This is a genomic window from Enterococcus devriesei (assembly GCF_001885905.1).
GTDB lineage: Bacteria > Bacillota > Bacilli > Lactobacillales > Enterococcaceae > Enterococcus_A > Enterococcus_A devriesei.
In genome coordinates this window covers 48713-75471 of the sequence record NZ_JXKM01000013.1, presented here as the reverse complement: position 1 = coordinate 75471, position 26759 = coordinate 48713, and the positions used below count along the sequence as shown (strand labels likewise).

The 26759-nt window shown below is 40.9% G+C and carries 20 protein-coding genes; 3 read left to right on the top strand and 17 right to left on the bottom strand.

The features are described from left to right. Positions 1–39: 39 nt before the first annotated feature. The gene (gene licT / locus RV00_RS13915) at positions 40–882 is read right to left on the bottom strand and encodes a BglG family transcription antiterminator LicT (RefSeq protein WP_071863161.1); all 843 of its coding nucleotides are present in this window, start codon (positions 880–882) and stop codon (positions 40–42) included. A 668-nt stretch (positions 883–1550) separates the two neighbouring features. Between licT and RV00_RS13910 the strand changes: the two genes are divergently transcribed. Beyond that, positions 1551–2063 carry a type 1 glutamine amidotransferase domain-containing protein gene (locus RV00_RS13910; protein WP_071863160.1) on the top strand — a complete coding sequence of 171 codons (513 nt, stop codon included), beginning with the start codon at positions 1551–1553 and terminating at the stop codon, positions 2061–2063. A gap of 78 nt (positions 2064–2141) precedes the next feature. Here the strand turns inward: RV00_RS13910 and RV00_RS13905 are convergent, their stop codons facing one another. The 6 genes from RV00_RS13905 to metG form a co-directional block, all read right to left on the bottom strand. Next, positions 2142–2984 (bottom strand): class C sortase, encoded by an 843-nt coding sequence (locus tag RV00_RS13905; protein ID WP_071863159.1) that lies wholly within the window; start codon positions 2982–2984, stop codon positions 2142–2144. A gap of 74 nt (positions 2985–3058) precedes the next feature. Then, positions 3059–4933, bottom strand: coding sequence for a SpaH/EbpB family LPXTG-anchored major pilin (locus tag RV00_RS13900; RefSeq protein WP_071863158.1), 1875 nt, complete (start codon positions 4931–4933; stop codon positions 3059–3061). 5 nt (positions 4934–4938) lie between these two features. Further along, entirely contained in the window at positions 4939–6441 is a 1503-nt protein-coding gene (locus RV00_RS13895; RefSeq protein WP_071863157.1) for a SpaH/EbpB family LPXTG-anchored major pilin, read from the bottom strand. Beyond that, on the bottom strand, positions 6425–10603 hold the full coding sequence (locus tag RV00_RS13890) for an LPXTG cell wall anchor domain-containing protein (RefSeq protein WP_071863156.1): 4179 nt from the start codon (positions 10601–10603) through the stop codon (positions 6425–6427). Before RV00_RS13890 ends, RV00_RS13895 begins: the two co-directional genes overlap by 17 nt. 814 nt (positions 10604–11417) lie before the next feature. After that, positions 11418–11723, bottom strand: a complete 306-nt coding sequence (locus tag RV00_RS13885) for a hypothetical protein (protein ID WP_071863155.1) — start codon at positions 11721–11723, stop codon at positions 11418–11420. Positions 11724–11824: 101 nt separating this feature from the next. Continuing rightward, positions 11825–13834, bottom strand: a complete 2010-nt coding sequence (gene metG, locus RV00_RS13880; protein ID WP_071863154.1) for a methionine--tRNA ligase — start codon at positions 13832–13834, stop codon at positions 11825–11827. Positions 13835–14241: 407 nt separating this feature from the next. Between metG and RV00_RS16720 the strand changes: the two genes are divergently transcribed. After that, on the top strand, positions 14242–15189 hold the full coding sequence (locus RV00_RS16720) for a peptidoglycan amidohydrolase family protein (protein ID WP_071863153.1): 948 nt from the start codon (positions 14242–14244) through the stop codon (positions 15187–15189). Between the two features lie 387 nt (positions 15190–15576). Here RV00_RS16720 and RV00_RS13870 read toward each other — a convergent pair whose 3' ends face one another. From RV00_RS13870 to RV00_RS13825, 10 genes are all read right to left on the bottom strand, one after another. Continuing rightward, positions 15577–15921, bottom strand: a complete 345-nt coding sequence (locus tag RV00_RS13870) for a DUF2200 domain-containing protein (RefSeq protein WP_071863152.1) — start codon at positions 15919–15921, stop codon at positions 15577–15579. Positions 15922–16043: 122 nt separating this feature from the next. Next, entirely contained in the window at positions 16044–16373 is a 330-nt protein-coding gene (locus tag RV00_RS13865) for a helix-turn-helix domain-containing protein (RefSeq protein WP_249024106.1), read from the bottom strand. Between the two features lie 179 nt (positions 16374–16552). Further along, positions 16553–17725 carry an NAD(P)-dependent malic enzyme gene (locus tag RV00_RS13860; protein ID WP_071863151.1) on the bottom strand — a complete coding sequence of 391 codons (1173 nt, stop codon included), beginning with the start codon at positions 17723–17725 and terminating at the stop codon, positions 16553–16555. Further along, on the bottom strand, positions 17712–19094 hold the full coding sequence (fumC, locus tag RV00_RS13855) for a class II fumarate hydratase (protein WP_071863150.1): 1383 nt from the start codon (positions 19092–19094) through the stop codon (positions 17712–17714). Before fumC ends, RV00_RS13860 begins: the two co-directional genes overlap by 14 nt. Positions 19095–19198: 104 nt before the next feature. Then, entirely contained in the window at positions 19199–19645 is a 447-nt protein-coding gene (gene dtd, locus RV00_RS13850) for a D-aminoacyl-tRNA deacylase (RefSeq protein WP_071863149.1), read from the bottom strand. A 35-nt stretch (positions 19646–19680) separates the two neighbouring features. After that, a complete protein-coding gene (locus tag RV00_RS13845; RefSeq protein ID WP_071863148.1) occupies positions 19681–21888 on the bottom strand; it encodes a RelA/SpoT family protein in 2208 nt (735 codons plus the stop codon). A 97-nt stretch (positions 21889–21985) separates the two neighbouring features. Then, entirely contained in the window at positions 21986–22729 is a 744-nt protein-coding gene (locus tag RV00_RS13840; protein WP_071863147.1) for a 16S rRNA (uracil(1498)-N(3))-methyltransferase, read from the bottom strand. Position 22730: 1 nt separating this feature from the next. Continuing rightward, positions 22731–23678, bottom strand: coding sequence for a 50S ribosomal protein L11 methyltransferase (prmA, locus tag RV00_RS13835; RefSeq protein WP_071863146.1), 948 nt, complete (start codon positions 23676–23678; stop codon positions 22731–22733). Positions 23679–23692: 14 nt separating this feature from the next. Continuing rightward, complete coding sequence (locus RV00_RS13830) at positions 23693–24169, bottom strand: DUF3013 family protein (protein ID WP_071863145.1); 477 nt, start codon at positions 24167–24169, stop codon at positions 23693–23695. A 2-nt stretch (positions 24170–24171) separates the two neighbouring features. Beyond that, positions 24172–24798 carry a DNA-3-methyladenine glycosylase gene (locus tag RV00_RS13825; RefSeq protein ID WP_071863144.1) on the bottom strand — a complete coding sequence of 209 codons (627 nt, stop codon included), beginning with the start codon at positions 24796–24798 and terminating at the stop codon, positions 24172–24174. 675 nt (positions 24799–25473) lie between these two features. On the opposite strand from RV00_RS13825, the gene RV00_RS13820 reads away from it, so the two are divergent. Continuing rightward, positions 25474–26751, top strand: a complete 1278-nt coding sequence (locus RV00_RS13820; protein WP_071863143.1) for a replication-associated recombination protein A — start codon at positions 25474–25476, stop codon at positions 26749–26751. The last annotated feature ends 8 nt before the right edge of the window (positions 26752–26759 follow it).

Below are 26759 nucleotides of genomic sequence, written 5' to 3'. Positions count from 1 at the left end.
CTGTTCAGCGCTAAACAATTCTCACGAGGTTATTGGCTTCTATTGACTTACTTTTTGCACCAAGCGTGCAATATGAATCGTTAAATATAATTTTTCATCATTTGACATTGTGTAATGATAGGTTTGCTCGATAAACTCGGCGATTCGCTCGACGCATTGATAAGCATTTTGATATTTTTTTTGAATAATCAATAATAACTCATCATCTGTCTCATCGGTGACTTGCCGTTGATTCATGATTCGAGAAGCGAAGAAACGCAGATGCGTCGTAAAACGATAGAAATAGACAGAGTCTTCATCAAGTTGAACTTTAAAATAATAGCTGGTTATTTGGATGATTTCCTGCATCATCTCTGTCATCATAAAAGCATCGTCATTATCGTTTTCCGTTTGTGCGTTTACTAGATGCAACGCAATGTTGCCGGCCTCATCTTCACCAAGATCAATACCGAATTTAAGTTTGATTTTCTCAACTGCATTTACCCCAACGGAAAATTCATCTGGAAAAAATCGTTTGATGTCCCATAATAATAAATTGCGAACACGAACGCCTTCCTTTACTCGTTGAATCGATGCGTATAAGTGATCAGTAATAGAAATGTAGAGTGAGTCGTTTAATGGATTCTTCAGAGCTACTTTGGCTTCATCAATAATGTCGTTGGCAATCTCTACATAGCTAATTGGCATATCTTCTAACAACTCTTGAAATTTATGCAACAGATCGCTATTGGCGAGATGATAGGTCTTATCGATCGCATCTTCTGCTATCTCATCCCCGACTTTTTTCTGAAAGGCTAGACCACGCCCCATCACAACGACTTCGTTATTTTTTTGATTCGTTGTGATAACCACATTGTTGTTTAAAATCTTTCGAATTTGCATTCAACGCTCCTCCGTTCTGCGACATTCGCTACTTGAAATCTTTTCCAAGGACTCCGTTCACTTAAAATGATAGATACGTTCGTAACTGTTGTCAAACCCAAGTTTGTTCTTTTTTATAAAGTCACCTCCTGTTTTAGGGCAACAAAAAAACCCAATGAGGGTACGACAAATAAATCGTACACGTCATCAGGTTTAGCTTGTAATAAAACAATCACTATCCATCATTTGGTCTATTTAATTCAAAATAATCTTAACAAATTAAGAAAACGCTGTCAATGAATTTTACAAAAATATTTATCCAAAAACTTTTTTATGTAAATCGTGATTTGGTTCGTCGGATAGCTTTTACTAGCTTAGACATACGATATAATTCATCACTGAGGAATTCGTTTAAAATCGCTTTTTTTAAATAAAAAACTAGCCACGAATAAGTGACTAGCGAAAAGAAGAAAGATTATTTGTTGGTGACTACACTATAACTAGCAAAACTTAAATAGAGCTTAAAGTACAGAACCGCTATTCACTGCTAAACACTAAAAAGTAACCATTCGTTTCATTTTATCCTGAACTTTCATTTAATTTTGATTAAAAATCACAAACAAATTAATTGAATTAATTACTATAATCCTTTAGGGTAAAAATAGATAAGACGAAAGGAAGGAATATCAATGACCAAGAAAATTGCTGTACTTGTTACTGATTTAGTTGAGGATGTTGAGTTGTCCTCTCCCAAAGAAGCCTTAGAAAAAGATGGAAACGAAGTGACCTTGATCAGCTTCGAAGCCAATCAAGAAATTACCGGTAAAAAGGGCACAAAATTTACCAGTGACAAAAGTATTGACGAAGTAAAGCCGGAGGATTTCGACGCTTTGCTGATCCCAGGTGGTTTTTCTCCTGATCAATTACGTGCCGATTCTCGCTTTGTTTCATTTGTAAGTTATTTCTTAGACAAAGATCAACCACTCTTTGCCATTTGCCACGGCCCACAACTGTTTATCCAGACAGGATTAACAAAAGGCCGAACCATGACCGCTTATACAACAGTGCGACCAGATGTTGGCTATGCTGGCGCAATCGTGAAAGACGAAGCGGTTGTAGTGGATAATAAATTAGTCACTAGTCGGACACCTGACGATTTGCCTGCCTTTAATGAAAAAATTGTTGAAGTGTTGCACGCTTAAACTACTCGACTTAATAAACTCAGAAAAGACCGATCCGCATGTGATCGGTCTTTATTTTGTTCTCAACTTATCCTTCGATTAATTTTGAATCGATCGCTTTTTAAATTTATTTTTGATGAGTTTACCAATTAACAGAAGCAATAAAATACTTCCTATAATAATCGCTACGTTGAAGACCTTTTTATTCTGATTGGCTTTGTGTATCTCTTTTTTCATTTCGGCTTTGAAAGGAATCCGTCGGCCCCGAACTAAAAGGCGATGACTGTTGATCCCATAAGGCGTACAGGTCAATAGTGTGACGTAATCCTTACCTTTAATAATATCTAAGGCTTCAATTTCCGTCGGTTCGATCGTTTCAATCTGGTCGACTTGATAGGCTAGTGTCCGGCGATTGATTTCGATATAAAATTGGTTCTTTTTTTTTAATTTAGGCAAGTCATTGAAGAGCTTCGCCTCCATTAACCCCCGGTGTCCGGTAATGACTGTATGGGTACTTGCTCCGCCATTAGGGTAAGAAGTTCCTTCCAATAATGCGGTTCCTCGTTTCAAGAAAGCTTCATTGGTCTCATCAAAAATAGGCAATTCCACATGGATTTTGGGAATTCGCAAAATCGCGATCGTATGCGTTTCAAAATAATCTTTTGTCGGTTGCTCGGCAGCGGGTTTCTTTTGGGAAAATGGGTCGGCTCCGGGCCGCGCTTCTTTAGCGATCCGTTGATTCTCCTGCTCCAGACGAAGCTGCTCCTTTTCCAGCGCTTCCTGATTTTCCTCATTGGCTTTTTTTTGATAATAGTTAATTACTTGCTGATCCCAAAAATTCATCACAACATCACTGACGAAGGGGTAGAGTACCGCGATTGTGCCGCCAATCAAGACACAAAACATCACAATATCCAAAATGAATCGCGGTTTCTTTTTCATCTGATTTCCCCCTTCTCAATCAATCTAGTAAAAGAGAAAAGTGCTGCAACAGCCCTTTTCCCGTAAGTAAGTCTCTATGACTCCATCACCTTGCGTTTTCTAAAGTAGCCAATACCAGCCGCAAGCCCAACTAATCCTACAACGAGTAAGCCAATCGTACCCATACCCCCGGTCATCGGCAGAATACCTTTTGCCTTATTCCCAACTTTCAATATCGGTGATGTGCAATCATCCGCGGTAAATTTCAGCTCTGCTGAACCTACATACCCATCAGGTGATTTGGTTTCAACTAAGGTATAATAATTCGCCACATTAGAATCCAGTCCATAAATCCCGAACCGTCCTTCACTGTTAGAGATCAGTTTCGTTGCATCCGTCTCATTCGCTACCCACTTCACGGTGTAATCACAATCATCTCCGGTAATAGAAGTTATTTTTTCACCGTTGTTATTAATCAACTGCAAGAACCTAGCCCCTTGTTTGATCACAAATTCAGCGCCTGCTAATTGTTTGTCGGTTTTATTATCAACTTTCACAAATTTTTTCCCGTAAGTAATGATTTGCTTCTTGTCCGTCTCATCTCGGAAATTATTTTCGAAGGTAACATCGTTATCCATGAAGCTTAAATCGGTTCCCGTCTTCACCCTCATGGTCGCCACAAAAGTTAATGTTTTTTTCGCGTACTTAGCCAGGTCACTTGGATTAAATGCCAATGTAAATGTATTTGCACCTGTCGAATACGTTGGGGCTAGGACCACTGGCTGGCCATCGATCTTGATACTTCCTTTGATATCCGCTTCGCTGCAGCAAAGCTCTAAACGCTTATCATACGTATCAATGAGATTGTACATCGTATAATCCGTGATATCTGCTGGAATTTTTTGGGAGATCGTGTAACTGACGATCTGTCCTTGTTCAACTTTTTCATCATCAACTGTCTTTTTAATTTCTGGAACTTTAAAGTTGTAGGCTTTGGCAATATTATCTTCACTTACCGGTGGTGTAATAGATTGTAAGTTCGAGTTTTGATCATAATACTCATACTTAGTTACCACACCTTCCTCAGAGACAGTGACTATAACGGCTGGATTTTTAATGAAGTGAAATAGTTCGTCTTCTTTAGGACCGGTTTGTTTTTCTCCGGTTGCCACTGAGCTTTCAACTTCATAAAACTCATAGGTTCCTGAAGCCAATATCAACCCCGTAAGTTTGACATCTCCCTTCGCATCGGAAGGAATTTTAGTAGCATTTTTTTCATCTACTATGTCAAATTGATTCGTTCCAGAATTAAAATAGTTGCCGCCTTCCTTTTTCAAAATGAACAGCGCATCTTTAAGCACAGATGTATCCCCTTTTTCATCGACACCATACTTTCTAAAGATTAAATCATTAGTCGCATATTCATTCTTAGGATAGACATGGACTTCGCCTCTCAACGTTCCATCATCTTTGTGTGACGGCAAGCCAAGTACAAATGGTTTCGATTTTGCCTGTATGACGCCTTCTGGAAAGTCTGTTTGTTTGATCAGATAAATAGCGTTGTCATCACCTGATTTTATTGGGAGATCTACTTTAGCTAGCCCATTTTGATCCGTTTCAGGGAAAACAAAGTTCGTTGCAGTTGATATATCCGCTTTTTCAGCTGCTGTAATCCCAGCAGCTTCTTTTTTATCATGTGCTCCTGATTCAGCATTATAAGCTTTCCAATAAGTGTCCGTCACATCATAAGCAGTATAAACCGAGCCCGGCAAAGGATCGCCTTGAAAGTTCGACATCAGATCCCCAGTATTTTGCTCTTCTGCTGGTAATTGGTCGAATTTGAGATTATGCAGCACGACATTCTGCGTTTCCTCCAACGCTTCAACGATTGGGGCCTGCCCACTTAAAAATAGTGGAACTAACAACGTGCATAACAGGATTATGCGTCCAAAACTTTTTCTAATTTGCATTTTTTTCACCCTTTCAATTTTTTACGTCGAGTAACGATTATTGAGACGATTAGAATCAATATTAAGCAGCCTGCAATGATCATGCTCAAATTTTTCAACATATTCGTCTTAGGCAATTGCGAGCGTGTACTTGATGAAGCAGACGGCTGCTTCGTTTGTGGCAATGCTGTGTTAACACGTTGACTTCCTGTTCTCTGTCCCGATCCTTTGGTCTCTACGGTGTCTCTTTGATTAACGACTGGCAGGATACCATCAGAAAAGGTGTAGCTATTTTCTGAGACTTCAAATGAAATATCACTTTTACTTAAAACATATCCGAGTGGTGCTTTGATTTCCTCCAGTCGATATTTTCCATAACGCAATCCTTTGATTTCAAAAACTCCTTCATTGCTTGAAATCAACTTAACCAGTGCGCCATTTCCTTTATCTTTAGTCCAATGATAGGTTTTTCCACTCATTTGCAGATATTCATCTTGTTGATTTTTCACTAAAAATTCTGCACCAGCTAGAGTAGCGTCCCTTTTTGCGACGTCTACTTTAACAAACTTTTTCCCACCAGTTTTGACTGTTTTTTTCCGAGTAATCTTGTCAAAATTTGTTTCCAGTTCGGCTGTGTTGATGATATCTACATCCACTCGTTCTTGGCTATCTAGGGTCATCGTATATTTGACCGATACGGTTTTTCCGGCGTGAGGCTTCAACTGCTCCAAATCAAAATTCAATTTGAAACTATTCTGGGTCGCTTGCAATTGATACCCGGAAAAAATATTTCCACCGATCTCCACTTTGATCGATTGCGGGTCCAACAGCAGACTATTGTCCGCATGATCCGAGATCAAATATTTGTTGTACATCGACAAACTTGACGGTAGTTTAGTTGTTAAATGGTAGTTGATTTGATCTCCCAGCTGATAACTGTCCTTCGTGTCAACAATCCTTTTTTCAAAGGGCTGCTGAACGATTTCATTTTTCGGATATAAGTGGATCGGTTCTGTTAATGCCGCTCCTTTTTCATCAACTAGCGGTAAAGCCAGCACCATATCAGCCGCCTTGCTTTTTACATCACTTGGCGCGGCGCTCTCTCGGAATAAATAGACGGCATTTTCCCCATCACCCGTTAGTTTCGACAAGTCAAACTTAGCGATACCATCTTCTCCATTAACTGTTGCGGTCGTGTGCTGTGCTACAAACTGTCGTTTCGACAAATCCATTCCTTGTAATTGCCGTTGGATTTCTTTTAAATCTTTTGTTTGTGACTCGGCCAACGCTTGATAAAAATCCTTTGTCACATCATAAACATCAAAGGTCACCCCATTCAATCCGGGATATTCTTTCAGCCGTTCCTCACCGGTATTCTCACTTTCTTGCGGCATCCCATTTTCAGGGAAAACAAGCTTATGAAGCGTAACAGCGACCGTTTCTGTTTCCGCCTGTACTTGGTCTGGCTTTACCCAAAGGAGCGGAAGGATGATTGTCAAAAGCATTACCAACCTAACGACTTTCTTCATGCCAATCCCTCCTTTTTTTGATTGGAAAGTGATACCACAGTGCGATCAAGATCGCGGCAAGTCCAAGTGTAATCGTCGCGGCTAAACCATCTCCGCCAGTTTTCGGTAATGGCATTCGCGCATCGTTTCTAGCTGTAAATTGAATTTGCGAGTTTGCCTCTCCTTGACCTTGCGTGACGGATAGATCTTTCGCGTCTAAATCCACATTATTATAGCTAACCGTGACTTCCCCTTTTTGAGAGATCGTAACCACAAAGTCATCTTTGAATTTTACGAATCCTTTTGGCGCTTCCATCTCTTTGACTCTATATTTTTTTCCAGCCTCTAATACATACGAAGTGTCGTCATTTTTTTTAAACTTCCCAATCCCGTTATTATCGGTCACGGCTGTCGCCAATGCTTGATCTGAATTTTCAGGGTATAAAGTGAATTTCGCATCAATTAATTTACTTTCGTCTGCTTTGCTTAGTTTCAAGATTGACAGTTCAAATGGTTTGATTTTTTTATTAATCGCTTCATAGATATAGTCTTTATTCGTGTTATCGATAGTAAATCGATGGGTTGTGCCGTCTAATTCATAACCGTCAGGTGAGGTGATTTCTTTGATCGCGTATTTTCCATAACGAAGATTTACGATTTTTTCTAAATCAACTGAGGTGCCGACGACCTCAACGATACGCTCACCTTTGACTTTCACACTAGACAGAAATTTAAGTAAATTATCGCTGGCATCAACACGGTAAAGTTCAAATTCCGCAACTTTATCGATCAGCTCTCTTTTTTCATCAAGCTTGCGGATCTTCAAAGACCCATCCACACCAGTTGAGGTTCCTGACCCTTGAGTAGATTTTACTTCGATTGTTTTAGTTGTCTCGCTAATGACTTGATCTAAGCCTAACAATTTAGCTGCATTCCTGATTTGAGTACCATTTCGTAGTGCCGGATCGATATTTGTAAAATACTCGATGATATAAGGTCCGTCGATGCTGGCTCCTAGCGAAACTTTCAACGTTTGGGTTCCATTCACCATATCGTTTTCTAAATCGACCGAGCACCCATCTTTGGTTAGATCGACTTCTTCCCCTTTTTCAAAGTTCCCTAAATTTTTTTTGATTGCTTTATACGCTTTAACTTTGACTTTACCGTCTTTTTGTTGGAAGGTTTGCTCATTGGTGACGATCGTATCGGTGATGACTGGGTCTTTGACGGTCCGTGCATCTTTGTTTAATACCAGCTCCCAATTTGCTTGGAAGGCTCCTTGATCGTCTTCTATTCCTTGCGTCCCTGTTTTACTCAACCAAGCGCTTTGCGAACTTTTCTCGACGAGTGCTTCCAAATTGAGCGTATTCATGCCCTCGACAGCCATTTCAACTTTGTTTTTATACTGAAAGACATCGTTGCTGGCTTTCGCTTTAATAAAGATCGCAAAAGGTTCATCGATTTCTTTTAATAGCTCCACACCGAAATCATTAGAGTCTTCACCATTCGGGATAATTTTGAAATCAACATTTTCCTGAAGTTGAGCTCCAATATTTTTGAGGATAACTGTGTAGTTTTCACGTGCGAAATCTACTTTATGAATCCGTATATCACCTCGCGTCTGTCCTGCTTGCAGATCCTCTTTAATGACTGTCCCTGCTGGTAATTTCAGTCCCCAAATATTTAATGGAACCGTCCAGTAAACAGAATTTTCACCAGGTTTCTCCCCTTCAAAAGGACTTTTTTGGTTTTTATACTCTTCCCCCTTAGCGACATAGGCACCATACTTCCATCCATTTTTACCAAATAAATTATCTACCCACATTTCCGTTTCATGGGAATCATAACCATCCTCATCAGCATCATTTTTGTATCTCACGATCGCTGAATTCACGAAATAGTTACTTTGCAATCCATTATCACTCGTTTTCTGATTCTCCATATTAAAGTGGGTGTTGTACCGAATCTCTAAGGTCTCACTAGTGGTCGCATAATCTCCTATCAACTTGATTACAAAACCATCAACATAATCATCGCCTTTTGATTCTAAGGTGAAGTCCTCATCCAGTTCCAATTCTCGACTTTCATCTATATGTCCATTTGCATTATGAGGATAAATTTTAAGCGTTTCTGCGTTTAGTCTTAACGCAGATTTATTATTTATTCCATCAACCCGGCTATAAAGATCAGTGATCTCTGCATTTTTCATGACGATCTTATTTCTATTAATTGTTGTCCACCAAGTGATTTCACGTTTCGTATAATCCGTCCCTGCATGATACTTAAGTACACCTAATAGATTATCATCATCGATTTTTTGACTTCCGTTATATCGGACGCCTTCGATCCACGCGTAATTTGTGATATCTTTTCCGATCGTTGGCGGTACATCAAACGTCTTCGTCTGATAACTCAAATAGTACGTTCCCGCATTTTTTAACTTGATCCCGAACCGAATAATTTTCCCCTTTTTCTTCACTTCTTCAGTAGGTATAAATTTCCAGTCACCAGATTCGATTTTATTACCTAATGCATCTTCAATCACCAATGTATCTTCAGCCAAATAATGCAGTGCTCCATCAGGCCAAGATGTGTTTGGATACATCTGATCAACAATCGTTCCGCCATCATGTTCAATTGTTGCTTTGATCCGCCAATCTAAAATGCCCTTTTCAAATTGTGAATCATTTAAAAATTTATAGTTATCGATATCGACTCTATCCACACTGGCATCAGCCCGACTAAAATCAAAATTAGTCCCTTCTATAACAGCCGAGTTTGAATACGAACTTACTGTAGTAACATCGGTGATCTTAGAACGAACAATAAATTTAACAGGATGATCTAGTTTTTTATTATTTTTTTCTAAATCAGGAAAATTTAATACAAAGTCCCCATTTTCATGGTTATGAATACATTGGTAAAAGCCAGCCGGCGCTGTGACCCAACCGCCTTTTCCATCTGGAATCTCACAACCAGTTGTTAAAAATCGTTGGCCATGCCCTAAAGCATCCGTCACTTTGACATTTGCAAGCTTAAGGCTATTCTCGTTGATAATAATTTCCCAATTAATCACATTATTATTATTCTCTGTGTCTATTGTTCCTACTTTCGTTATTTTAGCCTTTGCAACCGATACTTCTACCTTTCCACTAGTACTACCATCTTCATTGATCTCTTCTTCCGTCACTATTTGGATGATTTCCTCGCTAATATCCAATTGAGTAAAAAGCTCGATGGTGCCCTCGCGGTTACTTAAACCGGAGGCTTTTCCATTGAACTTGATCGTTAATACCCCAGTTGTACTCAAATCAAAAGTTCCTAATGAATCCCCCCCAGGTGTGCTATTTTCTAGTTCTTCATCGATTAAAGCATTATGAACCGCAAAATAATTAGGTAATTGATACGTATAGTAATCCCCATCAGCTATATCAACATCATCTTTCAATGCCCAAGTAAAATCGATTTGAATATTGTCGTTTCGTGTTGGCGGTTGTTCCTCAGTGAAAGGTTCTCCCGCTTCGTTTAAGACCTTCATACTGCGAATCACCCAAACATTGCGCTCATTCAAATCGTGTGGATCATTCAAATCAGTTCTATTTTCATTTGATTGGTTCCCTTCTTCTATAGGGATCTGCTCTTTATTTTTCGCTTCACTTTTAATTGTCACATGTTGAAGAATTTGATTACCAAAATCTAATGCAAGTGTCTTTTCTTCTGTTTCAGTTGCTTGTGCTTGTAGCTTCAAAGTACCTTGATACTGCTTGACCGAACCATAATCTGGCAACCTATCATCTGGTTCCATTTGATAATTCTGGGTAAATGTCAATTGAAGCTGGTTACCGCTTAATTGATAATTTCCCATTCCGTCAGGCAAAGAACCATTTGCTTCCAGATAATTCAGCGCTTGTGGTAGCGGGATTACGAAGCTTTCTCCCTCTTCAATCAGCTTCGATTGAGCCATTTCCCAAGACAGATCGAGTGTCAACAGTTCATCTGTAGCGATCTCCCCTTGATCAGCAATAGTCTCCCCCAACTGATTTGTTATTTGTACATTCGTAACTAAGATATCGTCTTTCGCCGGTGCATCTTCCGCTCTAGCCGCATTTTTCAACGGAAATAAACTAATCAACATACCAATCAATAGCAGACCACTAAAGATTCGCCTTCCTTTATGCATCATCAACCTCATCTCCTTCCTACAAAAAAATAATGACGACACTGGTTAAAAAAATTGTCTCCCCCTAAGTTTTTTTCTCCCCTCGCCCCTTCTAATTTATTTACAACAACTTAGAAACACTCCAAAAAATAACATTAAAAAATCAGACTATTTCATTAATTTAATCCTATCAACTATATTTAGCGATATCAAATTAGCTTAATAATAACATCAGCCAGTTACGTTGTTTCTGATTTTGTAATTTAAATAAGCTTTTAGGCTGGTCTTTCTTCATTTTTTTCGATTCTTTGTGTTATGACAATCAGGACTTATAATCTTATTTTTCAAAAAAATAAAACGCGGCACTATTAATTGATTTTAATCGTGAGAAAAAATGGATGAAAAGCGGCCTTATCCTCTTTTGAGGCATAGAAAATTGTTTTTCTGTATCCTGGACTTTTCCCATTTTTTTTCAGCAACACAAAAAAATAATGGCCTTTAAGGTTGACATAGCAACAAAAAAAAGCTTTTGATCGACTTTACTTAAGTGATCAAAAGCTTTTAAAATGAACGATAGCCCCCTCGATTAAGAGGGGGCTATCTAACTAATCAATATTTATTATTCTAAAGTTGAGGGTGTTGACTATTACTAAAAATTAACTATTTCTCGTTTAAACGATGTATTCCCAAATCCTTCTAATACATCCTTGTAACCCTTTAGTTACGCCAGTTTGATTAAATTTCATCAAAATGAGTTAAAGTGTCGCATAAAAATATCTTTCGTGTTCTTTCACTATAACATATTTTCAAACTTTACGCTAAAGGACTTGGTTAAGTCTTAAAAATTTGAAAAGATGACATCATTGATCCCAAAATAATTTAAGCCGTATAAGAATAGCGCGATACCATTTATAATAAACGAGATCATGATAATCCCATACCGAATTGTCAAATAAGAATACCCTTCTGGTCGAAAGCCGGAATACTTTTTCCCGTGGTAGCCAACCAGAATAACCAACAAAACGATGGTCATGATTAATTGAAAAATCAGACCGAGTAAATAGACACCTGGCCCACCATTATTTAATTGAAAAAAATACCCACCTAATGTTAACACATCGATTAAAATCGCAATTAGCGGCATCATCATCACTCCTTGTTTAAACTTAGCTTTTATTAAGCTAAAGTATAGCGGATCTGTATACAAAAAGCTCTCGAAGCGTTTTAACTTCGAGAGCTTGATTTTTATCCCACGATCGCGCCGTTTGGCATCTCATTAGGTGCTTCCACGACTTTTAACGTCCCGTCCGGAGCTTCCGCTGAAAGAATCATTCCTTGACTGACTTCTCCCCGCATTTTCCGCGGTTTCAAGTTCGCCACGATAATCAATTTCTTTCCGACTAAGCTTTCTGGATCAGCATAAAATTCCGCGATCCCGGAAAGGATTTGACGATCTTGTTTGTCGCCGGCGTCTAAACGGAATTGCAATAGTTTATCGGCGCCTTCAACTTTTTTGCACTCCATGACTTCCGCAACTTTCAATTCAACCTTATCGAAAACATCAAATTTGATTTCTTTATCCTTTACCGAAACCAATTCCGTTTCTTCTGGATTCCATTTGATTTTTTCATCCTCTGGTTGACTGCCTTCAGACATTTTTGCCTGAATATACGCAACCTCTTCTTCCATGTCTAAACGTGGGAAGATTGGCTTGCCTTTCGGTGTCACTTTCGTATCTTCTGGGAATTCCCCAAAATGAATTTTTTCTAAGTTCATCATTTCGACATTCAACCCTAATTGCTCAAAAATCCGTTTTGGTGTTTGAGTCATAACTGGTTGTAAAAGAATAGCTACGATTCGCAAGCTTTCTGCTAAGTGGACCATTACGCTGTTAAGCTCCGCTTTACGTTCTTCGTCCTTCGCTAAGACCCACGGCTCAGTTTCGTCGATGTATTTATTCGCCCGTGAGACCAAAGTCCAAACTTCTGACAACGCATTGTTGAACTCCATTTTGTCCATTGATTCACGGTAACGGCTGACTACATTGGCTGCCGTCGTTGACAGCTCGCTGTCAAAATCAGTGACTAGTGATTTATAAGCTGGTACGACGCCGTCACAATATTTATTGATCATCGCAATCGTCCGATTCAATAAGTTTCCTAAATCATTGGCTAAGTCATAATTCACGCGGGAAACAAAATCTTCTGGTGTGAACACACCGTCTGAACCAAATGGAATCGCCCGCAATAAATAATAACGCAAAGCGTCGAGACCATAGCGTTCAACTAACATCTCAGGATAAACCACATTGCCTTTGGATTTAGACATCTTGCCGTCTTTCATCATCAACCAGCCATGTCCATAAATTTTTTCTGGTAATGGCAATTCTAACGCCATCAACATGATTGGCCAGTAGATTGTATGGAAACGGACGATCTCTTTCCCAACCATTTGGACATTTGCCGGCCAATATTTTTGGAACAAGCTATCGTCATCTGAACCATAGCCTAAAGCCGTAATGTAGTTGGATAACGCGTCGATCCAAACATAAACAACGTGCTCTGGATTAGCATTCACCGGGATGCCCCATTTGAAGGTCGTCCGTGAAACCGCTAAGTCCTCTAAGCCTGGTTTGATAAAGTTGTTGATCATTTCATTCTTACGAGATTCTGGCTGAATAAATTCTGGATGCTCATCATAATAAGCCAACAAACGATCCGCATATTTACTCATACGGAAGAAATAAGATTCTTCACGAACCAATTCAACCTCGTGACCGCTTGGCGCTTTTCCACCGATCACATTGCCTTCTTCATCGCGATATACTTCATCCAATTGCGTTTCAGTAAAATATTCTTCATCAGAAACTGAATACCAGCCTTCATATTCACCTAAATAAATATCTCCTTGTTCCAATAATTGATCAAAGATTTTTTTGACTGAAGCTTGATGATAGTCGTCGGTTGTTCGAATAAATTTGTCGTAGCTGATGTCCAACGTTTTCCATAATTTCTTGATGTCCGCTGCCATCTTGTCTACATACTCCTGGGGTTCAACGCCAAGTTCATCGGCTTTCTTTTCAATTTTTTGTCCGTGCTCATCCACACCTGTTAGATAAAACACGTCAAAGCCCATCAAGCGTTTGTAGCGAGCAATCGCGTCACAGGCAATCGTTGTATAAGAATTCCCAATGTGCAGTTTGCCACTTGGATAATAGATTGGCGTAGTAATATAAAATGTTTCTTTCTCTGCCATGAGGCTCCTCCTTTAAAAATAGATTCTTACGTAGTATACCACAAAAGTAATGGGCTTTTAAGAATTGGTTTTTAAGGTTTGAGATTTTCATTATCACTATTTAAAATCTCCTTTGAATAATAATCCAACAATTTTATACGCTAAACAACTAGGTTAGTTGAATTAGTTTTTTATAACGCTTTAAGAAGTAAATTCAGTTGATTGTAAATGAATTACTAAAAACTAGTTCAAAGAAACAAACCATTAAATTTACATCTACAGCCTTAATGCTCTGATAATGGTTCACTTGGTTAATCTAAATTGTCGAATTGGATGTCTCTTTTCTGACAACATCCTAAATGTATGTTCGTGTAATGTAATAGTCAGAAGTGGCCACTTCGAATAATAAAAAGAAAAGAGGAACAATTATGGCAAACACGGAATCAGTAATTAATTGGTTTAAAGCAAGACAAGGCAGGGTAACATATTCGATGACTAATCGATTGGGGCCGAATAGTTATGATTGCAGTTCAGCAGTATATTTTGCTTTGATAGAAGCAGGGTTCTTAGCGGGTGGAACATCCATCGGAAACACAGAAAGTCTCTACAGGTTAGAAGGTGGTCTATTGCAGTTAATCAATCGTAACGAAGCGAAAAGAGGCGATATCTTCGTTTCAGGTCCGAAAGGGGGAAGTGGCGGAGCCAATGGTCACACAGGAGTTTTTTTAAGTAATAGCCAAATTATTCACTGCACCTATCCTTTAAATGGGATTGGGGAAACAGCAGCCTCGGGATGGATGGGTGGACCGCCTACCTATTGCTATCGCTTAAAAGGAGGCGGAGTAACTCCCGGAAATAAAAATGGAATTGCGATTGATAACATTTCCTATGATCAGGCCAAAACAATGGTTCCTTGGATTCAAACAAAATATTGTTGGACACTATTACGAGATCAAGTGAAAGCGACTAAGCAAAACGATGGTCGATACACGATGGTTATCACCTGTAACCCAACGAACAAAAAGCTTAGCGAAGCAACTGCACGAACACAACAAGAGTTACGTACCTATCAACCTGGATATATGCAACAAAATATCGCCATTGTCAATGGGGATAAAACAGTCGCCCGAATCGAATGTCGAAACTTAACAAAGGCACAATCAGATCAAATGGTGCCGCATCTACGTAACTTTTTAAAAGATATCCTATTATCTGATCAAACATATGGTTATTCTAATTCTTACGGAACTTGGGATGTTCGAGTAAAAGGCGAGGGATTCAATGATGTTGATACGCCGATTGTAAGAAAAGAGATTGAAGATCAAGTGAAGAAAACCGGTGCTAATGCATTTGCTGTAAAATCTTTCAAATTTTAAAGAATTATTTGAAGATATTAATTTTTATGTTTTTTTAAAGTCTGTATATTCTTCAAATAGATAGGTTTTGCATAATCTCAAAATCGCACACTTTTGCGCACTTTATAGTGGCTTCAAACCATGTAAAAAGACTTTGGACATTTCGAAAAATTAAATATAATCTCATACAAAATTATCTAAGCCTCCAAAAATTTTGGGGGCTTTTTTTCTAAACGCTGTCACTCACAATTCAATAAATTATCTAGTTAATAGCCCCTCATTAACTAGATCAAAATAGTATCAAATTGTACCAAAAAGGCTACGACCTATTATCGCAGCCTTAAATACAACGTTAGCTATTTCGTTATCGATTTATCATCCAAGTCTATTCGACCCTTCAAACCAAATTTATTTTCTTAATATCTTCTCCATCTTTTTTCCTTTAGCCAACTCATCGACTAATTTATCAAGATAGCGAATTTTTTGCATCAAGGGATCTTCAATATCCTCTACTCGATAACCGCAGATCATTCCTTTAATCAAGGTGACTTTTTCATTCATCTGCGGGGCCTCTGCAAAGAACGTCGTCATATCGACTTCCTGCTGAATTTGTTTCTGTAGCGAAGTCTCATCATAACCCGTTAGCCAATAAATGATTTCATCAACCTCGGCTTTTGTCCGATCCTTTCGCTCGGCTTTCTTAATATACAGAGGATAAATACTGGCAAAGCTCATTCCAAAAATTTTACTCATTCAACAGATTCCTTTCTACATGACATACAAACTGACTATAAATAAACTGAGCAGTACAATCATGCACACACTAATGATTTTTATCTGCTTTAACTCTCGTTGAACCTTACTCGGTTTTCCTTTTAGCAATCCCAACTTCTCTTTAAAATAGTAAAGGGGCAACAGTTGCTCATAGAGGCTACTGCAATAAGACCTAACATCCATTCACTATTGGGATTCGGGAGATACATCATGACGACTAAAATAATCCCAGTCAAGACTGGACCAATATAATAGATTCCAGTTAGCTTCGCGATTTTTTCTTTTCGCTGGATTTCTTTTACAACAGCCGAATCCTCTAACATCAGATCATCTAAGGAAAGCTGGAATAATTTTGCTAATCGAATCACGCTTTCAATATCAGGAATTGTTTTTCCCGTCTCCCAGTTCGTGATCGTTCGTTTTGAAACCAATATTTCTTTGGCTAATTGTTCTTGTGTCCATTGTTTACTTAAGCGTTCTTCTTTTATTTTTTACTGATCTTCATTCGCTTCACCTTCATCATTTTCAGAATTTGATTTCCAGCTAAATGTAGCCTGTCATCTTGAAAATGTCGATAGCAACTCTTTTCCACCCTTGCTAGATCAAGTTTCTACGAACGAGTCACGCCATCTTTTCTAGCAGCTGCAGCGACTTTCATCGTAATCAGATCCACGACATTTTCATCAAAGGCTGATGGGATAATGTAGGTCGAACTTAGTTCTGAATAAGGAATCGAATCGGCGATCGCGTGAGCACAAGCTAGCTGCATGCCTGGTGTAATCTTTTTCGCTTCCGCCGCGAAAGCCCCTCGGAACAAGCCCGGAAAGGCCAGGACATTATTGATTTGATTGGGATAATCCGAGCGCCCGGTACCGACTACAGCAGCACCGCCAGCTAATGCTTCATGATAGCTGATCTCTGGTTCAGGATTGGCCATTGGAAAAACGATATTTCCTTCATTCATGGAGGCCACCATTTCTTTAGTCACTAAATTAGGAGCTGAAACACCAACAAACACATCGGCACCAACAAAGGCTTCCGCCATCGTCCCGCTGAAATCTTTTGGCGTAATCAATTCCAAGATTTCTTTTTCTACAAAAGTCGCGTTCTCCATTTCTTGATTCAACGCACCATCTTTATTGAAGGCAATAATATTTTTGACACCAAGGTCCACTAGCATATGAATGATCGCACTGCCGGCAGCACCGGTTCCGGAAATAACGACTTTCAACTCTTGGGGGTCTTTTTTGACTAATTTCAATGCGTTGATCAACGCGGCGGTCACTACTACCGCTGTTCCATGCTGATCGTCATGAAAGACCGGGATATTCAACTCTTCGATCAATGCCCGTTCGATTTCTACACAGCGCGGGGCGCTGATATCTTCGAGATTGATCCCGCCAAAAGTCGGCGCGATTGCTTTGACGATCTGGATAATTTCTTGTGGGTCCTTCGTGTCTAAACAAATCGGCACCGCATCAATGTCGGCAAACTCTTTAAACAGCAAGGCCTTTCCTTCCATCACAGGTAAAGCTGCTTCAGGTCCGATATCACCTAAACCCAACACCGCCGTCCCGTCCGTCACCACTGCGACACTATTGCCTTTCCATGTATAATCGTAGGCTTTGTTTTTATTCTCAGCAATCTTGCGACAAGGTTCCGCCACCCCCGGCGTATAAGCCAATGAAAGGTCCTCTTTGTTACGGACTCTGGCTTTACTGGTTACTTCGATTTTACCGCGCCATTTTTCATGAGCGGTCAACGCTTCATCATAAATAGTCATTTGCTCTCTCTCCGATCATTTTTTCTGGTCTGACCCACGCATCATATTCTTCTTCGGTAACATAGCCTAATGTCAATGCCGCTGCTTTTAAGGTCGTGCCTTCGTTATAGGCCTTCTTAGCGATCTCAGCACCCTTATCATAACCGATGTGGCTATTCAATGACGTTACCAGCATTAAGGATTGCTCCACTAATTCCGCCATCCGTTCTTGATTGACCCGCAAGCCTTTCAAGCAATTCTCACTGAACGACTGCAAAGCATCCGTCAACAAGCGAATACTTTGTAATAAATCGAAAGCGATCAAAGGCAAATAGACATTTAATTCAAAATTTCCTTGAGACGCCGCGATTCCGATCGCTGTGTCATTTCCCATCACTTGAACCGCCACCATTGCTAAAGCCTCGCATTGCGTTGGATTGACTTTGCCGGGCATAATCGAACTGCCGGGTTCATTGGCTGGGATCGTGATCTCACCTAATCCGCTGCGAGGACCACTAGCCAACCAGCGAATATCATTGGCCATCTTCATGGCATTTGCCGCCAATGATTTCAATGCTCCGCTGACAAACACCACCGCATCACGATTAGCTAAAGCATGAAATTTATTGGCTTCACTAAGAAAATGAATCCCCGTCTCTTCCTTCAACGCATCAATAAATGCTTCTTCATAGGCCTTCGACGCATTCAAGCCGGTCCCGACCGCCGTACCGCCAATCGCCAATTGACGCAATTCCGCCAAACTATTGATCAACATATTTTCGTTATGCTCCAAAGCAGCGCGCCAACCGCTGATCTCTTGACCAAAAGTTACTGGCGTCGCGTCCTGCAAATGGGTCCGACCGATCTTGATCACGTCTTGGTTAACTTCTTCTAACTCTTCTAAAATGCCGATCATCTCATGCAACGCCGGCAATAATTTTTTTTCGATTGCCAATGTTCCCGCTAGATGGATCGCTGTTGGAAACACATCGTTGGAACTTTGTGACATATTCACATCGTCATTTGGATGAACCGCCAAATCCTTTTGACTAGCTAGATAAGCCAGCACTTCATTGGTATTCATATTGCTTTGGGTTCCACTGCCAGTTTGCCAGACAACTAAGGGAAACTCTTGCCAGTTCTCGCCTTGTAACAGTAAGTCAGCCGCTTCTTGAATCGCTAAGGCTTTTTCGGCCTCAAGTTTGCCCGTTCGTTGGTTCGCAATCGCTGCCATTTTTTTCACTAAAACTAAAGCCTGTAGCAATTCTGGTGGCATTTTCTCCCCACCAATCTTAAAATTTTGACGACTCCGTTCAGTTTGCGCTCCCCACCACGCTGCCTTCGGAACTTCGATTGGCCCCATTGAATCTCGTTCAGTTCGTGTCTCCATATATTCTCCTCTCAATGTTCAATCATTGGTTTAATTATCCCTTATTTTTTGCTGGAAGGATAGAAAAAAAGGACAAAAACCCGTAGATTTTTGTCCTTCGTTCGTTATTTATCCCGTGTGTCAAAAAGAATCGTCACAGGACCGTCATTGACTAGCGCAACGTCCATGTCGCCGCCGAATTCCCCAGTCTCCACAGTTAGTCCCGCTTGGCGTAAGCCCTCATTGAAGTACTCATACAAAGGAATCGCCGTTTCTGGTCGCGCCGCTTTAATAAAACTTGGGCGATTGCCTTTTTTAGTATCGGCATACAACGTAAACTGCGACACACTCAAGATACTTCCGCCAATGTCTTGCAGCGACTGATTCATTTTGCCTTCCGGATCTTCAAAGACCCGCAATAACGGAATTTTGCGAATCAAATAATCCGCGTCTGTTTGCGTGTCTTCCTCATGAATCCCCAGTAAGATCATAAAGCCCCGCTCGATCTGACCAATCACTTGCTCATCAATGGTGACACTTGCTTGACTGACCCGTTGAATGACTGCTCGCATAAAAAACCTCCTGCAAATTTTTCTAGTTAGGATGCTTAACCTTTGGTCCGCTTCACGCTGTAAACGTCGGGAACGGTTTTGATTTTATCGACGATTGAGTACAAATGATTCAAATTTTGGATTTTAAAGGTCAAATTAATGACTGCCAGCCGATCTTTGGTTGGCTTCGCTTCGACACTAACTAATTTTTTTGTCATGCCGCTGACGATGTTCAAGACATCATTCAACAGTCCATCACGATTGAACCCATACACTTCTAAGTCTGCATTGTATTCCTGAACAGAATTCGTCGTATCTTCCCATTCTACTTCGATCAAGCGTTGTTGGATGTCCTTTTGCTTCGTAATATTTGGACAATCAGCCCGATGGATTGAAATGCCGCGGCCTTTAGTAATATAGCCGACAATATCATCCCCGGGAACCGGATTACAACAATGGCTGATGCGAATCAAAAGATTTTCGATCCCTTGAATCACGATGCCGCCTTCATGCCGAACCTTGATTTTTTCTGGTTCTTTCGGACTGTTAACCATTTCATCTACGGCGTCACGTTGCTTTTGCTTCATTTGTTCGCGACGCTCTTTTTCCGTCAAGCGATTGGCAAAAGTCAGCGCGCTAATCTCACCAAAACCAATTGCCGCATATAAATCTTCTTCACTATGGAAATTGAATTTGTCTAACACATCGGACAGTTTGTCTTTCGTCAGCATTTCCTTCGGTATGAAGCCAAGATCGTTGATACATTTCACCACCGCATCGTGGCCCTTGGTCACATTTTCATCACGATCCTGGGTTTTAAAGAAGCGTTTAATTTTATTTTTGGCTTTGCTAGTCTTTACTAGATTCAACCAGTCTCGGCTGGGACCAAAGGAATTGGCTGAAGTCATGATCTCGATGATGTCGCCATTTTTTAATTTGTAATCCAGCTGCACCATTTTACCGTTGACTTTTGCTCCAGTGGTTTTATTACCCACATCGGTATGAATGCTGTAAGCAAAGTCTAACGGACCAGAGCCTTTCGGCAATTCGGTCACATCGCCTTTTGGTGTGAAAACGTAAACCTTATCACTGAAAATATCGCCTTTGACACTTTCCATAAATTCGGAAGCATCGTAGCTTTCATCTTGCAGCTCAATGATTTCCCGGAACCAATCCAACTGTCGGTTGTCTTGCGTTTCCTCCGTTTTATCGGTCTTGCCTTCTTTATAAGCCCAGTGAGCCGCAACCCCGAACTCAGCGATCTGATGCATTTCGTGAGTTCGAATTTGGACCTCGACCGGATTGCCGCTAGGACCAATGATCGTCGTATGGAGCGACTGATACATATTGGCTTTTGGCATCGCGATATAATCTTTGAAACGACCAGGCATTGGTTTCCATTTAGTATGGATCGCACCAAGTACCGCGTAACAGTCTTTGATGGAATCTACGATCACTCGAATCGCTAACAGGTCATAAATTTCATCGAATTGTTTCTTCTGATCTCGCATCTTGCGATAAATCGAATAAATATGTTTCGGGCGACCATAAATATCGCCTTCGATCCCTAACTCTTTCGTGGCTTCCTTGATCTCATCCACCGCTTCTTCAACGAAACCTTCCCGTTCATCCCGTTTGCTGCGCATCAAATGAACGATCCGATAATATTGTTTCGGATTCAAATAGCGTAAGGCAGTATCTTCCAATTCCCACTTGATCCGGCTCATCCCTAAACGATCAGCTAATGGTGCATAGATTTCCAATGTTTCCCGCGCGATTCGACGCTGTTTGTCATCACGTAAATATTTTAGCGTCCGCATATTGTGCAAGCGGTCAGCTAGCTTGACCATGATCACCCGCAGGTCTTGCGCCATCGCCAATAACATTTTCCGATGATTCTCCGCTAATTGTTCCTCATGAGATTTATATTTGATCTTCCCTAATTTGGTTACGCCGTCAACTAATGAAGCGACGTCTTCGCCAAATTCAACTTTTAAATCTTCTAAGGTTACTGGCGTGTCTTCCACCACATCATGCAAGAATCCGGTGGCAACCGTGTGAGGATCCATATGTAAATCTGCCAAGATCCCGGCGACTTGAATCGGATGAATAATGTAAGGCTCGCCCGATTTACGGATCTGAGGCTTATGGGCTTCATAAGCAAAGTCGTAAGCCTTTTGGACAAACGCCACGTGCTCTTTTCCCATGTAGGTACTGACCATCCTAATGACGTCAGGACCAGTCAACTCAACTTCTTTTGCCATGTGACGTTCCCCCTTTAATTAGTAAGCAACAGACTGCTGCTCTTGCTGAAAATGATTGCTCTTATTATACAAACTCTAGTAGGCTTTTTCAATTAAATCAGTGCTGCAGCTCATAATAGAAACTAGCGGCGCTCAAAAGATAAAACGGTGCCGTCTCTGTTCGTAAAATCCGTGGCCCTAAGCCGCATAATTTTGCGCCCGCCCCTTGAAAAAGTTCGATTTCTTTCGGGGTCAAACCACCCTCTGGCCCAAAAACGACCAATAATTTTTGACCGGCTGTTAATTGCTGGAAAGTTTGAACCAATTGGGCTTGCTCCCCTTGCTTCGCGGATTCTTCATAGGCGATCAAGACCGTATCATAGTCAGAAAAACGAGCGATCAATTCTTTTTCCGAAGCAAATTGGACAATCGGCAACGCTTGGCGATGGGATTGTTCCGCCGCTTCTTGGGCAATCTTATTTAAACGCTGCTGTTTTTTCTGCTGCTTCTTGGCATCCCACTTTGCAACTGAACTTTCGCCAGGAAAAGCAATAAACTGATGCGCTCCTAATTCTGTCCCTTTTTGAACGATCAACTCCAGCTTCTCGCCTTTCGGAAAGCCACTGGCAATGGTGATGTCAATCGGCAATTCTCGTTGCAAACTTTCTTTTTCCACTTCGGTTAGCACGACTTTCTCACTGTCAATCCCGGTGATTTTGGCTTTGATCGCCGTTTGATCCGTAAAAACGAGAAACACTTCATCATCGACAGCCATCCGCATTACTCGTGCCATATGATGATGTGCTTCACCACTAAGTTCTACCGTTGGTTGGTAGGCTTGATCAATAAAATAGCGCTGCATCTTAGTCTTCCTCTGGCTTCTGTAAAATAATCGCGAACCAATCTTTTTGTTGGAAGATACGGTCGACTTCAAAACCTTGGGCGTACATGGCTTCTAGTACCATGTCTTTTTTATCTTCAATGATGCCTGAGACAATCAATTTCCCATCCGCTTTCAACAAACGCCACGCGTCTTCGATCATCAATACGATGATATCCGCCAAAATATTCGCCACGATCACATCTGCTTCTTGCTCTACGCCAACCAGCAAATCATTAGCCGACACGTGAATGTTTTCAGTATTAGCATTCAAATCGACATTTTCTTGTGCGGAACGAACCGCCACCTCGTCTAAATCATAGGCATGAATCTCCTTCGCTCCATAAAGGGAGCTGGCAATACTCAAAACACCTGAACCCGTGCCGACATCCAAAACAGTTTCGCCACCACGCAAAACAGTTTCTAGCGCTTGCAAGGTTAGATTGGTTGTTGGGTGCGTCCCCGTTCCAAAAGCCATGCCAGGGTCTAAGGTAATTATTTTTTCATCCTCATGTTGCGCTTCATATTTCTCCCAGCTTGGTACGATCGTCAAATAACGCGTCACACGAACAGGATGATAATATTTTTTCCAGGCAGTCGCCCAGTCGCTTTCTTCCACTTCGCTGACTGCCACCAGATTTTTTCCGATATTCAGCCCAAATTCTGGCAACTTGGCGATACTGTCTTTGATGAAAGGCAAAATTTCCGGTAAAAAAATCGTTTCAGGAAAATAAGCCATCACGACTGCTCCTTCAGCCAAGCTAGAAAACGTTTCTTTATCTAATAGTTCACCATATTGATCCGCTTGATAATTTTCGAAGTCCAGCGCGTCTTCAATCGCGACTCCCGAAGCCCCCGCCTCCATCAAAATATTCGAGACAGCTTCTACCGCCTCGCTTTCCGTTGTTACTTTGACTTCATTCCATTTCATAATTTTCGCCCCTTTTAATAACTTGGATAGGATAGATAGCTACTGTCACTTGGTTTAATGGATGCCTTAAAGACTGCATCATCCCAATTCATTTCAAAAACGGCTTCATCGCTGTCATCTGCAAGAAAATCTAATAAATCACTTTGCCCGTCATCAATCACGTCTTTCAAGTAATCCACGACCGCCGTTAATTCATTTTTCTTCATCCCTTTTTTACCTTCGTAAGGAATCACTGCCAAATAATCCTCAGCATCATACTTCGATTTATCAGGATCGACCAATAAAATCGCATCCTCAAATTCAATGATCTCTTCTTCTGAAGCCACGCCATCCGCGTCATCAATTTCAATCTGCCCTTTATTTTCGCCATAAATCCGAAACGCGATCTCAAAGCTGTGATTGCGGGTATCCCAATCCAACGCCAATTCATAATCAGGAATTTTTTTGTTTAAATAATTATCTAAATAAGTAACCATAGTCTCTTTCGCCATACTTATTTCCTCCATCCATTATTTTCTTCTATTAAAGCTTTACGCTGATTCGTTATGTAAGGATTACCATGAACTACAAATCGTAACGGCCGCTCGGTCCAAATCCCTTTATTCGGAATGCCGATACGAGGCAGCGCGTCGATTGTTTTCGGTACCCGCCGTTTTTCCGGAACAAGATGCAAAGAGCTAGAAAAAATCGACTCACCATACAACTCGCGGCTGATACCTAGTGCCTCAACTAATTTCCCCGGCCCATCCGAAAGCGCAGCACCACTTCGACCATGCCGATTGGCGATCATCCCTTCGATGCCGGCTACCGGTTCAATGCCCCGGATCATCACTCCTTGTGGCATCCCTTCAGGCTGTGTGATCATATTCAAAATCAAATGCGTGTGCATCGTGTATAAATAAATCGTGCCGGGCTTTTCGTACATCGCTCGCACTCGTGGTGTATTGCGCATCCCGTAACTATGCGCAGCCAAATCATCTGGTCCCAGATACGCTTCACAATCAACAATGTAGCCGCCCAATTTTCCTTCAGGCGTCTCATGCTCCAAGTACATCCCCAATAAATATTTCGCGATGTTTTCGGTCGTTTCACTATTAAAAAAATTAATTACCTGCTCCATTTTTCTCACCTTCTCCATGATACACAATAATCCAAATACTCGCTACGCCCAACAACCCAAAACCCAGCAAACATAAGCAAAAAATGCTATAATGAGAACATACATTTGCTAGTTCTGCTTTTTGCAGTTTAAATGAAAAGTAGTAAATTCATTTTTCATTTCTATAATCAAATAGAAGTGTTTAGCAGAATGGTAGGCGTACGAGGATAAATTTATTTTTCACGCTTTTGGAAAAATAAATTCCCTTATCACGAGCTAGCTGCTAGTTTTACTTCTTGCTTTAGCAAGTTAGTAAAAAAGTAGGCGTACGAAGTTTAAATTATTTTTCGTGTTCTGCGAAAAATATTCTCTTTGCCATTGAGTTAGCTGCCAGTTCTGCTTTTTGCAGTTTAAAAGAAAAGTAGTAAATTCATTTTTTCATTTCTATAATCAAATAGAAGCGTTTTGCAGAATGGTAAGCGTACGAAGATAAATTTATTTTTCGTGTTCTTGGAAAAATAATTTCCTTAACTCGAGCTGACTACCCGTTTTAACCAGTTAGCCGAATGCTAACCATCTCTAATCAAAATTGATAAAAACTGATTTTCTTCAGCGCACCGCTGAATTCACCTGTCATCGATCATACCTTATCGAAGGACACTTTACTCCCTTTATTAAATTTCAAGGAGGTTTCTTATGCAACAACCTTTAGCTTATCGCATGCGCCCCCGCAACTTAGATGAAGTTGTCGGGCAACAGCAGTTAGTCGGTGAAGGCAAGATCATTCGCCGAATGGTAGAGGCACGAATGCTTTCATCGATGATTTTATATGGCCCTCCCGGCACCGGGAAAACCAGCATCGCTAGCGCTATCGCCGGCTCCACCAACTACGCCTTTCGAATGTTGAACGCCGCCACTGATACAAAAAAAGACTTACAGATCGTTGCCGAAGAAGCCAAGATGAGCGGTACGGTTATCTTATTATTAGATGAAGTCCATCGGCTAGACAAAACCAAACAGGATTTTCTACTGCCTCATTTAGAAAGTGGACGGATCATTATGATCGGCGCTACTACTGAAAATCCATATATCACCATCAATCCCGCCATTCGCAGTCGGACTCAAATTTTTGAAGTCAAGCCTTTGGATGAAGCCGATATTATTAAGGCGGTCAAGTCAGCCTTGGCCGATAAAGAACGTGGTCTTGGAGACTATCCGGTTAAACTAGATGAAGAAGCGTTGAAACATTTGGCGCGGGCAACCAACGGTGATTTACGCAGCTCTTTAAACGGCTTAGAGCTGGCGACTAAATCTACGCCAAAAGACGCGGAAGGAAACATTCATTTAACCCTTTCTATCATCGAAGAATGTGTGCAACGAAAAGCGTTGACCCATGACAAAGATGGCGACGCTCACTACGATGTGATCTCCGCCTTTCAAAAATCGGTCCGAGGTAGCGATGTCAATGCTGCATTGCATTATTTAGGCAGACTAGTCGAAGCCGGCGATCTACCGATTATTTGTCGGCGATTGATGGTAATGGGCTATGAAGACATCGGCTTAGCCAATCCAGCCGCCGCTGCTCGCACTGTTCAGGCCGTACAAGCTGCTGAAAAATTAGGCTTTCCCGAGGCACGAATTCCTCTGGCCGATGCAGTGGTGGATCTTTGCCTTTCACCTAAATCAAACTCAGCTTATCTAGCCTTAGATGCGGCGATCACTGACATCCGTCTGGGCAATGCCGGCGAAGTCCCTGATCATTTACGAGACAGTCATTATAAAGGCGCAAAGGATTTACAACGAGGAATCGGCTATCAATATCCCCATAGCTTTGAAAATGCGTGGGTCGATCAGCAATATTTACCTGACAAAATCAAAGACGCTCATTACTACGAGCCAAAAGCGACTGGCAAATACGAACAGGCGCTTGGTCAGCAATACCAACGGATCGAAGAATGGAAAAAGAAAAAATAAAATGACCT